The 14,267-nt window shown below is 37.6% G+C and carries 14 protein-coding genes; 10 read left to right on the top strand and 4 right to left on the bottom strand.

What is annotated here, in order from left to right:
- Positions 1 to 205 precede the first annotated feature (205 nt).
- From mdh to J7J10_05830, 5 genes are all read left to right on the top strand, one after another.
- On the top strand, positions 206 to 1,162 hold the full coding sequence (gene mdh / locus J7J10_05850; protein ID MCD6130452.1) for a malate dehydrogenase: 957 nt from the start codon (positions 206 to 208) through the stop codon (positions 1,160 to 1,162).
- A 77-nt stretch (positions 1,163 to 1,239) separates the two neighbouring features.
- Complete coding sequence (locus J7J10_05845) at positions 1,240 to 1,575, top strand: succinate dehydrogenase (protein ID MCD6130451.1); 336 nt, start codon at positions 1,240 to 1,242, stop codon at positions 1,573 to 1,575.
- A gap of 13 nt (positions 1,576 to 1,588) precedes the next feature.
- A complete protein-coding gene (locus tag J7J10_05840) occupies positions 1,589 to 1,954 on the top strand; it encodes a hypothetical protein (protein ID MCD6130450.1) in 366 nt (121 codons plus the stop codon).
- Between the two features lie 13 nt (positions 1,955 to 1,967).
- Positions 1,968 to 3,782, top strand: coding sequence for a succinate dehydrogenase flavoprotein subunit (gene sdhA, locus J7J10_05835; GenBank protein ID MCD6130449.1), 1,815 nt, complete (start codon positions 1,968 to 1,970; stop codon positions 3,780 to 3,782).
- An 11-nt stretch (positions 3,783 to 3,793) separates the two neighbouring features.
- Positions 3,794 to 4,516 carry a succinate dehydrogenase iron-sulfur subunit gene (locus tag J7J10_05830; GenBank protein ID MCD6130448.1) on the top strand — a complete coding sequence of 241 codons (723 nt, stop codon included), beginning with the start codon at positions 3,794 to 3,796 and terminating at the stop codon, positions 4,514 to 4,516.
- A 36-nt stretch (positions 4,517 to 4,552) separates the two neighbouring features.
- On the opposite strand, the gene J7J10_05825 is transcribed toward J7J10_05830, so the two are convergent.
- The 4 genes from J7J10_05825 to J7J10_05810 form a co-directional block, all read right to left on the bottom strand.
- On the bottom strand, positions 4,553 to 6,205 hold the full coding sequence (locus J7J10_05825; protein ID MCD6130447.1) for an ABC-ATPase domain-containing protein: 1,653 nt from the start codon (positions 6,203 to 6,205) through the stop codon (positions 4,553 to 4,555).
- Positions 6,206 to 6,317: 112 nt separating this feature from the next.
- Complete coding sequence (fumC, locus tag J7J10_05820; protein ID MCD6130446.1) at positions 6,318 to 7,724, bottom strand: class II fumarate hydratase; 1,407 nt, start codon at positions 7,722 to 7,724, stop codon at positions 6,318 to 6,320.
- A 574-nt stretch (positions 7,725 to 8,298) separates the two neighbouring features.
- Positions 8,299 to 9,714 carry a phosphomannomutase/phosphoglucomutase gene (locus tag J7J10_05815; GenBank protein MCD6130445.1) on the bottom strand — a complete coding sequence of 472 codons (1,416 nt, stop codon included), beginning with the start codon at positions 9,712 to 9,714 and terminating at the stop codon, positions 8,299 to 8,301.
- Positions 9,715 to 9,716: 2 nt separating this feature from the next.
- Positions 9,717 to 10,511: a thiazole biosynthesis protein gene (locus J7J10_05810; protein ID MCD6130444.1), complete on the bottom strand. Its 795-nt coding sequence runs from the start codon at positions 10,509 to 10,511 to the stop codon at positions 9,717 to 9,719.
- A gap of 123 nt (positions 10,512 to 10,634) precedes the next feature.
- On the opposite strand from J7J10_05810, the gene rpmH reads away from it, so the two are divergent.
- Genes rpmH through mnmE form a run of 5 tightly spaced genes read left to right on the top strand, consistent with a single transcriptional unit; the run spans position 10,635 to position 14,236 of the window.
- A complete protein-coding gene (rpmH, locus tag J7J10_05805; protein MCD6130443.1) occupies positions 10,635 to 10,769 on the top strand; it encodes a 50S ribosomal protein L34 in 135 nt (44 codons plus the stop codon).
- Positions 10,769 to 11,098: a ribonuclease P protein component gene (gene rnpA, locus J7J10_05800; GenBank protein ID MCD6130442.1), complete on the top strand. Its 330-nt coding sequence runs from the start codon at positions 10,769 to 10,771 to the stop codon at positions 11,096 to 11,098. The genes rpmH and rnpA overlap by 1 nt, the downstream gene beginning before the upstream one ends.
- Complete coding sequence (gene yidD, locus J7J10_05795; protein MCD6130441.1) at positions 11,071 to 11,340, top strand: membrane protein insertion efficiency factor YidD; 270 nt, start codon at positions 11,071 to 11,073, stop codon at positions 11,338 to 11,340. Before rnpA ends, yidD begins: the two co-directional genes overlap by 28 nt.
- Positions 11,325 to 12,863, top strand: coding sequence for a membrane protein insertase YidC (gene yidC / locus J7J10_05790; protein ID MCD6130440.1), 1,539 nt, complete (start codon positions 11,325 to 11,327; stop codon positions 12,861 to 12,863). Before yidD ends, yidC begins: the two co-directional genes overlap by 16 nt.
- Positions 12,860 to 14,236 (top strand): tRNA uridine-5-carboxymethylaminomethyl(34) synthesis GTPase MnmE, encoded by a 1,377-nt coding sequence (gene mnmE, locus J7J10_05785; protein MCD6130439.1) that lies wholly within the window; start codon positions 12,860 to 12,862, stop codon positions 14,234 to 14,236. Before yidC ends, mnmE begins: the two co-directional genes overlap by 4 nt.
- The last annotated feature ends 31 nt before the right edge of the window (positions 14,237 to 14,267 follow it).

Raw genomic sequence — 14,267 nt, 5'->3', positions numbered from 1 at the left:
CTAAAGCCCTCTCTTTTGGCCTTAGATTATGGTTTATCAGGTGTTCACTTTTAAATCGTAAATCTAATAAAAACAGTTCACTTTTAATTTTTAAATGACACTAAAATAAAAAATGTTGACAATCTATTTCATTCTGGTGTAGAATTCTGCCTGAAGGCGGAGAAGTGAAGTTGAAGTTTAATTTTATTTTGTCAGGGGGTGTGAAATGTTAGGAATCCGCAAGGTAAGTATAATTGGTGCAGGGCATGTTGGAGAGTCTGCTGCTTTTATTATGGCAATGAAGGGAATTGCCGATGAAGTGGTAATGACCGATATTATTGAAAACTTTCCAGAGGGAAAAGCGCTGGATATGATGGAAGCAGGACCTATCCTTGGTTATGACACAAAAATTATCGGTTCGTCAAAAGGTGATGTCTATGAATCCATCAAGGGTTCGGATATTGTGATTATGACTGCTGGCTTCCCTAGAAAACCTGGCATGAGCAGAGATGATCTTTTAGGGAAAAACATACCGATTATGAAGGTGGTAGCCGAAAATGTGAAAAAATATGCGCCAGATTGTATTTTTATTATTTTGGCTAATCCTTTAGATGCCATGATTTATGCTGCAAAAAAGGTAACAGGATTTCCGGATAACCGTCTGGTGGGACAGGCAGGAGCATTGGATTCAGCAAGATTTATGGCTTTCCTGGCTATGGAGAAAAAGGTATCTGTAAAGGATGTTTGGGCAATGACACTGGGCAGCCATGGTGATGATATGGTGCCTTTAAGAGATTACTCTTCTGTCTATGGTGTTCCTGTAAGTAAAAGTGTTGAGAAAAACGCATTAGAAGGAATCATAGAAAGAACGAAGGGTGGCGGTGGTGAAATTGTAAAATTGCTGGGAACAAGTGCCTATTGGGCACCAGCAGCAGGTGTCTCTTGGATGACAGAATCTATTTTGAGAGATCAGAAAGCGGTTATTGCTTGTCATGCTTTCCTACATGGTGAGTACGGCATAAATGATCTGCCGGTAGGCGTACCTGTAAAATTGGGCAAAGATGGCGTAGAAGAAATTATAGAGTTTGACCTATCAACTGAAGAAAAGGCCCTCCTGAAAGAATCCGCAGATCATGTAAAAGAAGTGTGTGATAGAGTAGATGAGTTAGGTTTACTGAAATAGCTTTAAATGTGATTTATTGCTTTTAGGGGTGAATAATCTCACCCTTGAAGGCAATAAATCAATAGAAAGGAGGTATTATGAAGTATGCAAATGCTGAGAAGAAATGGTTGGAAGGCAGTGTAACTTATAAATGGCATCAGGGTTGGATTGCATGGTTGCTGCACCGTATTACAGGATTGCTTTTGGTTTTATATGTTTTGTTTCACTTCGTAGGTTTTATGGACACAAGCAAAGTGGTAACTTTGGTTGTGTGGGCTCTCTTGTGTTATCATTCAATGAATGGGTTAAGGATCGTGATTGTCAATTTTGCTCATGGTGCAGAAAGAGAAAATTATAACTCCAATATATGGGTTTTCTGGGTAATCGCTATTATCCTGTTTATAATTGGTGCTATTGCAACATTTTCTGTTTAAGGGAGGTTAAAAGATGGCAGAATACATGAGAGGATATATAGATAGGTATACAGGTAGCGCAAAGGCGGGAGATTTTTCCTGGTTTGCCCAGAGAATTACAGGTTTGTGTCTTATCCTTATACTTATTTTTCATATGTTTATTAATCATTGGAGCGGTTTGTGGCCCTCGGCAATGATGTGGTTTTTGATGCATGCAATGTTTAAGAAGGCGTTTTATGTGCTATTTTCTTTGTTCCTCGTTTATCATGGTATGAATGGCGTTTTCTATATACTTGATGATTATATAAGAACAGCTGGCTGGAGAACAACTTTGAAGCTTGTGTTTGGTGTGACAGGTATTATTTATTTTTGGGTTGCATTTATAGCTATTGTTCCTTAAAAAGGAGGGTTTTATGGCAGAGTTTAAAGTAGAGTTACACGAATCAGATGTGGTGGTTGTAGGAGCAGGTGGAGCAGGATTGGCTGCTGCTGTGCAGACAGGCATGGCGAAGTTGGAAACATCAGTCATTTCTGAGATTTTTCCTACTCGTTCGCACACTGTTTCTGCTCAGGGCGGCATCAATGCTGCTATTGCGAATATGGATGAGGACTACTGGATCTGGCACATGTATGACACGGTAAAAGGTAGTGATTATGTAGGTGACCAGGATGTTATAGAAGCTTTCACGAAAAAAGCGCCGTCGCTCATCTACGAGTTGGACCATTGGGGAATGCCCTTCTCTCGAATAGAAAATGGCAAGATTTATCAGCGTGCTTTCGGCGGCCAGATGAGAAATTTTGGCGAGGAGATTGCTCACAGGTCCTGTGCTGTTGCAGATAGGTCGGGTCATGCAATGTTGCACTGCCTTTTTGAAAGGACGCTGCATGAGGATGTAGCTCCTTATGTACATTATTATAATGAATTTTTTGCCTTGCAGCTCATAAGAAATGAGGATTCTGGAAGAGTAATGGGCGTTTTAACCTGGGATATGATAAACGGTGGATTTCATATCTTCTTTGGTAAGGCAACGATTTTTGGCACAGGTGGAAATGGAAGAATGTATCGCACCAGTACCAACAACCATTTAAATACCGGTGACGGTTGGACAATGGCTGTGAGAGCAGGAATACCTATAGAAGACCCAGAATATATTCAATTTCATCCTACAGGTTTATATGCTGTAGGCAACCTGATTACAGAAGGTGTTAGAGGAGAAGGTGGCTATCTGCTTAATTCAGATGGCGAGCGGTTTATGAAGAAGTATGCACCTCATGTCTTAGATCTCGCTTCTCGTGATGTTGTTTCCCGTTCCATGGCAACTGAGGTTAGAGAGGGAAGAGGTGTAGGTCCGAAGAAAGACCATTGTCTGTTGAAGTTGGATCACCTGGGTCATGACTTTATTATGGAGAAGCTACCCGGTATATGGGAATTGACCTATAAATTTATGGGCGTTGACTGCACCAAAGAACCTATTCCAGTTGAACCTACAATGCATTATCATATGGGCGGTATTTCGGCAAATATAAATAGTGAGGTAACAACAGGAAATATGGAAGAAGGAGAAAAACCTGTTACTGGGTTCTATGCTGCTGGTGAGTGTGCTGCCGCATCTCTTCACGGAGGAAATAGATTAGGTTGCAATTCTCTGCTGGACTTGGTATTTACAGGAAAGCAGGCAGGAGTGAATGCAGCAAAATGGATTATAGAAAATAATATAAGGAATCCATTCCCGGGTGAAGAATATATAGCAGAGAAATACGCCAAGAAAGGTATGGAAAGGGTGACAAGACTGTTTGAGTCAGAAGGCACGGAGAAGATGATAGATATTTGGGATGACTTAAAGGTAAGCATGTCTACCAATATGTTTGTGTTTAGAAATGAAGAAGGGATGAAAAAGCAGGTGGAGATTCTGAAAGGCTTAAGGGAACGATTTAAGAAGGTAAAGCTAGAAGATAAAAGCATGACATTCAATCTTGACCTTATAGAGGTGCTGGAATTAGAGTCTCTCATTGATAACTCAATAATAGAGACAGCGGGTGCTTTGAATAGAACAGAATCGAGGGGTGCTCATTTTAGAGAGGATTATCCAGAAAGAGATGATGAAAACTGGATAAAACACACGCTTGTTTATATGGATGATGAAGGCAATGCAAAGGTAGAGTATAAACCGGTGAGATCGCAGCCCTTGACTGTCCCATCTTTTCCACCCAAGAAAAGAGTTTATTAGAGGAGGGGTAGATGACTTTAAATGTTGGAGACAAAGTAATATTCAAAGTATTTAGATACAATCCAGAAAAGGATGAATCTCCTTATTTTCAGGATTTTGAGGTAGAAATAGAAAAATCAGGCATGATGATTTTGGATGGATTGAATCAGATTCGCTGGAAGCAAGATGGAACGCTTACCTATAGAAGGTCTTGCAGGGAAGGAGTTTGTGGTTCAGATGGTATGAACATATGCGGTGTAAACACTACCTCTTGTATGGCGCATATTGAAGACTACAACACCACCACACTTACTATTAAACCATTACCTGGTTTTCCCGTGATCAAGGATTTGGTGTGTGATTTTACTGACTTCTTTAACAAATATTTTATGGTAAAACCTTATTTGATCGAGAGGGTGCCACCACCAGAGAAAGAAAGATTGCAGAGTATAGAAGATAGGGCTAAGTTGGATGGACTTTATGAATGCATCTTGTGCGGCTGTTGTTCCTCGTCTTGTCCTTTCTATTGGTCTGACAAGGATTACCTGGGTCCATCTGCGATGTTGAATGCCGCAAGATTTGTATTTGACACCAGAGATGATGGAAAAGGTGACAGATTGGATATAGTAAACAACAAGCATGGCGTGTGGAGATGTCATACAGTTTTGAACTGTATTGCCGCATGTCCTAAGGAGCTGAATCCTACAAAGGCTATCGCCATGATGCAGCATGAAATTGTAAAACGGAAATGGTAAAATAAAAGGATAAAGGGGAAGCATTACGCTTCCCCTTTATCCTCTACATTTTACATTTCTCGTTCTATTCAAAGCACTCATTACATCTTGGAGTCTTACTGAGGCGATGTTCCCATAACATGGTTGAAGAATACATAAACCGTTTTTTTCTATCTTTTTTATTATCTCTTCTATAGTATCTGTTGTAATGTCTTGTTTTATATAATCTATAATAAACCCAATGGTGCGCAGTTGAGAAGAGGTAACAACTTGCCTCCATGTTTTCATATCTATTCTTTCCTTGCCGAAGATAAGTGTTGTGCCTCTTCCGTCAATCTTTTTCTTCCTTCCTTTATAGGGGGAAATGCTATTTTTATTGAAAATGCGTTTCTTTATATTTTTTATTTCTTTTTTTTCTTCGTTTTTTCTATTTGTAGGCAACAAATGTATGATATTTTGTGCTTTTTGTGTTACATCGTATGGTATGTAACTATCCATGTGAATAACACAATCGGCAACATCAAAATAGTCTCCACATCCACCCATGACAAGGATAGTGGATATACCGAAGTTTGTGTATAATTGTTTTACTTGATCAATAAATGGTGTAATAGGTTCTTTTGTCTTTGAAACCAACTCTTGCATCCTTGCATCTCTAACCATGAAATTAGTAGCGGATGTATCTTCATCTATAAGCAAGAGTTTGCTTTCTGCCTCCATAGCCTCAATGATAGCCGCGGCTTGAGATGTTGAGCCGGAAGCATTTTCTGTAGAAAAATGAATGGTATCTTTGCCGAAAGGCAGGGATGACACAAATGGTTCAATATTTACATTCTCTATATATCTACCATTTTCTGCGCAGATGTAAACTGCACTTTTTGAAGAAACTACATATTCTCTTCCATCTTCTGGTATATGGTTATATATACCTTGTTCAATTGCCGAAAGGAGAGTAGATTTTCCATGAAAACCACCACCCACAATGAGTGTTACACCTTTTTTTATGCCCATACCCGTGATTTCTTTTCCGCCGGGAAGAGAAAATGCTACCCTTAAAGATGAAGGACTTTTGAATGGCACAGCTTTTTTTAACGGTTTATCGGATATACCACTTATACGAGGAAGCAATGCATCGTCTGCTATAAATGCGCATAGATTGTTTTCTTCTAATTTGCCTCTTAAATATTCTGTATCTTCTATTATTTGCACGAATGATTGTGCTTCCTCTTCATTTATATTTATGGTGTAGTTTAAAATATCGGGTATTTCTTTAAAGAACATCTCTTCTGCGTCTTTAGCAGAAATCCTCCTACCATAGGCAGGCAACCCCATAAATATGCGAAAGACAATGCCCTTCTCATCTATTTCGCATGCGCTTCTTTCTAAAACTACCTGTTCTCCTCCCTCAATAAGGATAAGTCCGCTTGAACCACTTCCTCTATTTAATTTGGTAAATTTTCTAATACCTTCTTTGAATCTTCGAGAAAGATAATCGGCAAAAGCAATACGCCTAATTTTGTTTTTTAAAAATATTGTTTGAATTTTTTTGGGGATAAAAATGCTGATTTTAGATGGTGCGGCAAAAGGATCCCCTTGCACACAAACCACTTCTAAAGTAAATTCGCGAAAATCATACTCACCTAAAATGTAATTGTATGTTTTGTAGCCACTTTTATCTATCCCATTTAATGTTCTTTTCAATCTATCCATTTTTTAAAAAGATTAAAATAAATGAAATAGGCAGGAGTGAATTCACTCCTGCCTATAAATTGGATATTTTACTTTTTCTCAGAAGGAATACTTATATTCACAATCTTTATTCCTAACCTTTGGAAACTTCATAAGGACTTATCATCTTACGAGGATCAACTATTTCATCGTATTCCTTCTCTGTCACATATCCCGTTTGGAGTGCAGCATCTTTCAATGTGAGTCCTTTATCATCAGCAAGGTGAGCAATTTTAGATGCCTTATCATATCCTATGGCACGCGACAAAGCCGTAACCAGCATCAAATCATTCTTCAAGAAGTAATCAATCTTCTCTATATTTGCCTCTATGCCTACGGCACAATTCTTGTTGAAGCTTTCGCACGTATCACCTAAAAGTCTTATAGATTGCAACAAATTATATATCAAAACAGGTTTATACATATTCAGTTCTAATCCAAGACCTGAACCTGCCATGTTTATAGCCACATCATTGCCCATAACCTCACAACAAACCTGTGTCATTGCTTCACACTGTGTCGGATTGACCTTTCCCGGCATAATAGAGCTTCCCGGTTCATTGGCAGGAATCTTTATTTCGCCAATACCACAGCGTGGACCACAAGCCAATATCCTTATGTCATTGGCCATCTTCCTCAGGCTGCAGGCTAATGTCTTCAGTGCACCACTGGACTCAACAATTGCATCATGAGATGCCAAAGCCGCGAATTTGTTGGGGGCAGTAACAAAATCAATACCCGTTTCCTTTGAAATCTCTTCTGCCACCATTATATCAAAACCTTCAGGTGCATTCAAGCCTGTGCCCACCGCTGTTCCACCTAAAGCCAGCTGTTTTAAATGAGTTAAAGTATTTTCAATAGCCTCTATACCATTGTCAATTTGATTGACATAACCTGAAAACTCCTGTCCTAAGGTAATAGGTGTAGCATCCTGCAAATGTGTTCTTCCTACCTTTATAATATCCTTGAATTCTTCGGATTTCTTGTTTAACACATCTCTTAACCCCTTTACCTTCGGAATAAGATTCTCTATTGTTGCCTTTGTTGCAGCAATATACATAGCAGTAGGGAATGTATCGTTTGAAGACTGTGACTTATTCACATGATCATTGGGGTGAACAGGACTTTTGGTCCCCCGCTTACGATTACCCAACATTTCGTTTGCTCTGTTTGAAATAACCTCATTGACATTCATATTACTCTGAGTGCCGCTTCCTGTTTGCCACACTACGAGAGGAAAATGCTCATCCAGTTTGCCTTCAATAATCTCATCTGCCGCTTTACATATGGCATCCTTGAGCTTTTCATCCAGCACACCCAGCTTACAGTTCGCTATTGCGGCAGCTTTCTTTAAGATACCAAATGCTCTAATAACCTCTATTGGTATTTTTTCTCCGCCTATCTTGAAGTTTTGCAGTGAGCGCTGAGTTTGTGCACCCCAATACTTGTCCTCTTCTACTTCAACGTTGCCCATAGCATCTGTTTCAATTCTCGTTGCCATGACACCCTCCTTTAAAACAAAATTCACTAAAATTCACTAAAAAAATCCACCCACACTACTCCCATTTTATCACTTTTTGGAAATTTTGCAATATTTCGAATTGCCTCACCAAAAATCTAAAGGCAAAAACACCATACCAACGGGTGCTTGATTTTCCTTATGCAGCTGTTAAAGCTAAAGAAAAGCTCAAAGCCGAATACAACCAGTTAAATCCGGCGGAATTAAAAAGAAAGATTACCAGATGGCAAAGTAAGTTAATGGAATTGTGAATGACAAAATGGAACCTTGCATTCCAATTTCATTAAAAATTGTGAATGACAAAATGGAACCTTGCATTCCAATTTCATTAAAAATTGTGTAATGAAAAAAGAAAACATGACAATTCTACGAATTGCCGTAAAAATCTCCGATTTTTATGAAAACTTTAAACATCTCATTACAATTTAAATGAGGCAATGAATGATTGTTTCGTGTAGATTTTTATATGAGGCACAGGTTTTGTCAAGTCTTTTTGACTGCGCACTTCTAAACAGAATATGCAAAAAATCAACCTTTTATGACTACTTTTTCTATTTTATGTATCTTTTAACAACTCTTTAATTTTGTTTTGAACGATGTTCATCAAATTCTTTAAATAGTCTTTATCTTTTGCTTCAAATCTCAATACGAGTTCCGCTTGTGTATTGCTTGCCCTTACCAGCGCCCATCCATTTTCTGTTTTGAACCTTATTCCATCTATGGTTATAATTTCTTTTATTTTGTATTTTTCTGCTTTTTGTTTAAAATAATCGCAGATTTTAGATACAATTTCTCTCTTTCTTTCCTCCGGGCATTCCATCCTTATCTCTGGTGTAGAAAAAACCCCGGGAAGAGAATCCATCCACTCTGGTAAATTTAGATTGTTTTTTGTTATAATCTCTAACAGTCTCAATGCTCCGTATATTGCATCATCATAACCAAAATAGCGGTCATTAAAAAAATAATGTCCACTCATCTCACCTGCAAATACGGCATTTTCCTCATACAGTTTTTCTTTTATTAGAGAATGTCCTGTTTTCCACATTATGGGTTTCCCACCAAACTCTTTTATTTTTTCAAACAGTATATTTGAACATTTTACATCGGCAACAATGGTGGAATTTTCTGGTTTTTCTTTTAAGATATATTCAGAGAAAAGAAGCATTAACCTGTCCCCCAACATTGTTCTTCCATCTTTTAAAACCACACCTACCCTATCCGCATCTCCATCAAACCCTATTCCCAAATCATAGTTTTTTTCTTTTATTATCTTTTTCATATCTTTTAGATTTTCTTCCTTTGTGGGGTCGGGATGATGATTAGGAAAATTTCCATCTGGCTCAATATACAAGCCTTCAACCTCAAATCCCAAATCTTTTATTAAGGGATAGGCAACAGGTCCTCCGCATCCATTTCCCGCATCCAAAACCAATTTTGGTTTATTGGAATAGCTTCTTAGGCAAGCAAACTGATTTAGGATATATGTTTTGTAATCTCTCATTATATCATATTCTTCATAAATAGGATTGGTCATTTCTTCTAAGTATGATTTGGTTTTATCTCTCTTCATCAGCTCTTTTACTTCTTGAATTTCCTGACCATACAGCGTGGTTTTGTTTAAACACAATTTGAATCCATTGTATTGAGGGGGGTTGTGGGAAGCGGTAATCATTATTCCCCCGTCTACTGGTAATTTAAATAGAGAAAAATATATGAGGGGGGTTGGAACAAGCCCTACATTGATTACCTTCACACCCTGAGTATTAAAGCCTTTTATAAGAGACTGGGTAAGAGACTTGGAACTCAAGCGTACATCATATCCCACGCTTACTGTAATTTCCTGCTTATTTGTTTTTTCTCTTATATATGCGGAGAAAATCTTACCCAACATAAAGGCAAAATGTTCATTTATTTCTTTATCTACAATGCCCCTTATGTCATATTCTCTAAAAGCTCCATCAACAACATACATGTTTATATCTCTTTTTTTAATTTTTCTATGATTAACTGTGCGGCCTTTTTACCAGAGAGCATCATTCCGCCGAATACCGGTCCCATCCTATGTGCGCCGCAGACATTGACCGCGGACATTCCAGCCACAAATAATCCCGGATAAACTTCCTTTGTATGTAAAACTACATCTCTTTCTCCCATCTCTGCCCACAGCGGTTTTTCCCCGATGACCTTGCCGGTGGGAGAGATGAGTTTTACGCCTGCTTTTTTCTCCAGTGTGGAAGCCACTACCGCTTCATGTCCAGTAGCATCTACTACATATTTTGATTCTACCACCAAAGGGTCAACAGGCAGATGAGCCATGTTTACCGGAGACCAGCTGACCACCAGTCCGCACACATGGTAATCAGAATTTGTCTTTTTCAAAACCACATCTTCCGTTTCTACACAATTGAATATTTGTGTTCCACTTTTTACCGCTTTGGAAGTAATGGTAGATATTGCCTCTATGGCGTCTGATACATAATATCCTTCTACATATTTTTCATAATTTATGTCAAATTCATCAAGAATTGTTTTTCCTTCTTCTTGGACCACAATTTTGTTAAACAACATTCCTCCTCCCCACATTCCTCCGCCGATGGATAATTTCTTCTCAAATAAGCATGTTTTGTATCCTTTTTTACTTAAAAAATATGCACATATAAGTCCTGCCGGCCCTCCACCTACAATAGAAACATCATTTTCCAGACAGGAAAGGAGTTTCCTAGAGTATTTTTCAATGATAGCTTGTGAGATAATCTTCTCATCCAACATTATTTTTCCCCCTTACTTTTATTCTTCTCACATAATACCATTCTTTGTTCACTTTTCAATTTTAAAATGTTTGCCTTTTAATTGTGTGTTGTGTATACTTCGCAGGTGTTTGGAGGTTAGAGAATGAAAAGAACTTATCAGCCACACAATATACCGCGTAAGAGAACGCATGGTTTTAGAGCGCGCATGAAGACTAGGAACGGCAGAGCAATTTTAAATAGAAGAAGGGCGAAAGGAAGAAAGAGAATTTCTGTGTAATGCGCTTTGGTCTTGAAAAGAAAGTAAGATCCAGTAGTCTATATAGAGAAATACTTGGGGTCGGAAGGAAATGTAATACGCGCTATTTTACTGTACTGGCGAAAAAAAATGAGAAGAATCACTCGCGGTTGGGAGTAATAGCCAGCAAAAAGGTAGGCAATGCTTGCATAAGGAATAGATGCAAAAGAAGATTGAGAGAGCTTTTTAGATTGAATTATGAACGGATAAAAGGTGGATACGATATAGTATTAATCGCTCACAGAGGTTTGGAGAATGCATTGTGGAAAGAGATAAACGAACAATTTCAAAGTTGTTTGGAAATGCTGTAAGTTTTTTGTTAATTAATTTTATCAGATTTTATCGCTATTTTGTTTCTCCTATTTTCCCCAAGAGATGCAGGTTTTATCCTTCTTGTTCGGTATATGCTACACAGGCAATACGAAGATTTGGTCCTTTAGAAGGATTTTTGATGGCTATATGGAGAATAGTTAGGTGTGCACCTTGGTCTCAAGGAGGCTATGACCCTCCCATAAAATCACCATTAAGGAAAAGAATATGGAAAGAAATGTAATTATCGCTTTTGTTTTATCTTTTTTTGTTTTTATACTTTACGGTTATTTTTTTATGTCTCCTACGCCAAAAAAGGCATTACAGAAAAAATCAGTTATAAGTGAGAAGGTAGAAAAAAAAGTAGAAAAGGAAAGATTAGTTGAAGGAAAAATAACCCGCTTTGAAAAACGTCCCGCAAAGACAATAGTTGTTTCTAATAATCTTTATACGGCAACACTTTCATCTCAAGGAGCAGTGATTACAAATCTTGATATGAAATCTTATAAAGGCGTAAAATTGATAAAAAAAGGGGGACCTTATCCTTTAAGAACAGTCTTTTTTAATGACACCTTAGAAAAATGGGAACAAGTTCCTTATATGTGTAGCATAGATAAAGTTACTCTTTCTCCCAGGAAGACTGAAAAAACAGTTGTTTTTGAAAAGGATTTAGGAGAAGGGTATAAAATTGTGAAGATGTACACTTTTTTTTACGATTCTTATCTGTTTTCATACAAGCTTGAATTTCTGAAAGATGGCAGGATTTTTTCTTTTGATTCTCCTTTTTCTATTTACTTGGGTCCAGATTTAGGTTCTCAAAAGAAGAAAAAGCATGCTCACATAGGCAGTATAGCTCTTATTGGAGGTAAACTGCGCAAGGATAAAAAGATCAACCATACAGAAGGCAATGTTCAGTGGGCAGGGCAGGAAGACAAATATTTTTGTTTTCTTGCTATTCCTGAGACCACTCCCTCTAATTGTGGGTTTGAAGAAAATGAAGGAAAAAATTCATTTATAAAATACAGCAAGCTTTCTTCTATGAATCTTTCCGTTTATGCTGGACCAAAAGAAATTGATATATTGAAATCCTACAATCATGAGCTTTCGCGCATTGTAACTTTTGGCATGTTTGGTTTTATTGGGAAACCCTTGCTTTATGTGCTCAAGCTCTTCTACCATATGGTAGGCAATTATGGTATTGCAATACTCATCCTCACCTTTTTGATCAGACTTGTTTTTTATCCTTTAGGTTTCATGTCTTTTCGCTCTATGAAACGTATGCAGGACTTACAACCCCAGTTAAAAGAAATCCAAGCAAAATATAAAGGCAAACAAGAGCAAATAAGTAAAGCAACAATGGAACTGTATAAAAGGAATAAGGTAAACCCGTTCGGCGGGTGCTTGCCTATGCTTATTCAGATTCCTATATTTATTGCTTTATATAGTGTTTTGTTAAATGCTATAGAATTGAGAGGAGCACCATTTGTCTTCTGGATTCATGACCTCTCTGTCCGTGATCCCTATTTTATTACACCCATTCTTATGGGTGCAAGTATGTATGTTCAGCAAAAAATAATGCCTGCTTCTGTGGACCCAAAACAAGCGAAGTTAATGGCTTTCTTGCCTCTCATATTTACGGTGATGTTTTTGAATTTTCCATCTGGTCTTGTTATCTACTGGCTTTTTAACAATATCTTGACGGTAGGCCAACAAATCTTCATAGATGCAAAAAGGCTTAAGCTTTCCGAACAGAAAAAAGCAGGATGAGCTTAGAACAGGATACGATAGCAGCTATAGCTACGCCTTTAGGAAATGGCGCGATAGGTATAGTGAGAATGAGTGGTTCTCAATCATTGTCCATTGCTCAAAGGATATTTCGTCCTCATAAGAAACATTTTTTATCACATCACATATATTATGGACATATCGTAGATAAAAGAGAAGAGATTATAGATGAGGTCTTGCTTTCAATAATGAAAGCACCTCATTCCTATACCACAGAAGACATGGTGGAAATAAACTGTCATGGTGGAATAATAGTTTTAAAAAAGGTTTTAAGTATATTGCTTGAAAATGGTGCTCGTATGGCTCAGCCCGGTGAGTTTACAAAGATGGCCTTTCTAAATGGTAGAATTGATCTTTTACAGGCAGAGGCGGTAGCAGAGGTGATTTCAGCTAAAACTGAAAGAGCTTTAATAATCTGTCAGAACCAGCTTTCAGGGAAGCTTTCTCAAATTGTGAGAGGGTTGAGAGAAAAGCTGTTACTGCTCCTTTCTTATAATGAAGTGATGATAGATTATCCAGAAGAAGACTACTCCAACATTTCAATAGAGAGCAAATTAAAGATAGTGGATGATATTTATGGTGTGTTGGATAAGCTCTTGCAGTCTGCCTCTATAGGTATAAATATTGTAAGTGGCGTTACCTTGTCTATAGTGGGGAAACCAAATGTAGGCAAATCTTCTCTTCTCAACGCTTTATTAAATGATGAACGGGCGATTGTAACAGATATTCCCGGTACGACGAGAGATGTGATATCCGAATATATTACTTTAAATGGTGTGCCGTTTAGGATTTTAGATACAGCAGGTATAAGAAAAACAGAAGGTTTAATAGAAAGTTTGGGAGTAGAACGTAGTAAAAATTCCATAGAAAAAGCAGATATAGTGGTTTTTGTTCTGGATGTATCGAGAGAATTGGATGAGGAAGATAAAGTTATTATAGATTTGCTGAAGAATGCCTCCTGCAGAAAGGTTATATTTGCGAATAAAGTAGATTTAGACAAGAAAATAAATAAAGAGAAATTGGCAGATTTTTTCCCTCAATGTCCCATAGTAGAAGGTTGTCTTTTAGATAACAGAGGCTTGGATAAATTGAAGAAGGAAATTTACGGGCAGATTATTTCTTATAATGTGAATGACAGCGAGATTGCCGTTACAAATGAGAGACAAAAGAAAACATTAGAAAAAGCCATGGGGAAAATTCCGATTTTAAGACGACACATTAAAGACAACATAGACCCTGCTCTAATTTCTATAGAAATACAGTTTATTATAGATGCTTTGGGTGAGTTGATAGGAAATGTAACCACAGAAGATATGTTAGATAAAATGTTTTCTACATTTTGCCTGGGGAAATAGTTTCACGTGAAACATATTGTAAGTGTTGACC

This window comes from Deltaproteobacteria bacterium (assembly GCA_021159305.1).
GTDB lineage: Bacteria > Campylobacterota_A > Desulfurellia > JAGGSF01 > JAGGSF01 > JAGGSF01.
Note: the sequence above shows the minus strand (reverse complement) of the source record. Positions and strands in the feature narration are given on the sequence as shown.

Coding starts and splice junctions, on each gene's coding strand:
- J7J10_05840 (MCD6130450.1), top strand. CDS start 1,589: ATGGCAGAATACATGAGAGGATATATAGATAGGTATACAGGTAGCGCA.
- J7J10_05810 (MCD6130444.1), bottom strand. CDS start 10,511: ATGTTGGATGAGAAGATTATCTCACAAGCTATCATTGAAAAATACTCT.
- J7J10_05845 (MCD6130451.1), top strand. CDS start 1,240: ATGAAGTATGCAAATGCTGAGAAGAAATGGTTGGAAGGCAGTGTAACT.
- yidC (MCD6130440.1), top strand. CDS start 11,325: ATGGAAAGAAATGTAATTATCGCTTTTGTTTTATCTTTTTTTGTTTTT.
- J7J10_05830 (MCD6130448.1), top strand. CDS start 3,794: ATGACTTTAAATGTTGGAGACAAAGTAATATTCAAAGTATTTAGATAC.
- rnpA (MCD6130442.1), top strand. CDS start 10,769: ATGCGCTTTGGTCTTGAAAAGAAAGTAAGATCCAGTAGTCTATATAGA.
- rpmH (MCD6130443.1), top strand. CDS start 10,635: ATGAAAAGAACTTATCAGCCACACAATATACCGCGTAAGAGAACGCAT.
- J7J10_05815 (MCD6130445.1), bottom strand. CDS start 9,714: ATGTATGTTGTTGATGGAGCTTTTAGAGAATATGACATAAGGGGCATT.
- mdh (MCD6130452.1), top strand. CDS start 206: ATGTTAGGAATCCGCAAGGTAAGTATAATTGGTGCAGGGCATGTTGGA.
- J7J10_05825 (MCD6130447.1), bottom strand. CDS start 6,205: ATGGATAGATTGAAAAGAACATTAAATGGGATAGATAAAAGTGGCTAC.
- mnmE (MCD6130439.1), top strand. CDS start 12,860: ATGAGCTTAGAACAGGATACGATAGCAGCTATAGCTACGCCTTTAGGA.
- fumC (MCD6130446.1), bottom strand. CDS start 7,724: ATGGCAACGAGAATTGAAACAGATGCTATGGGCAACGTTGAAGTAGAA.
- sdhA (MCD6130449.1), top strand. CDS start 1,968: ATGGCAGAGTTTAAAGTAGAGTTACACGAATCAGATGTGGTGGTTGTA.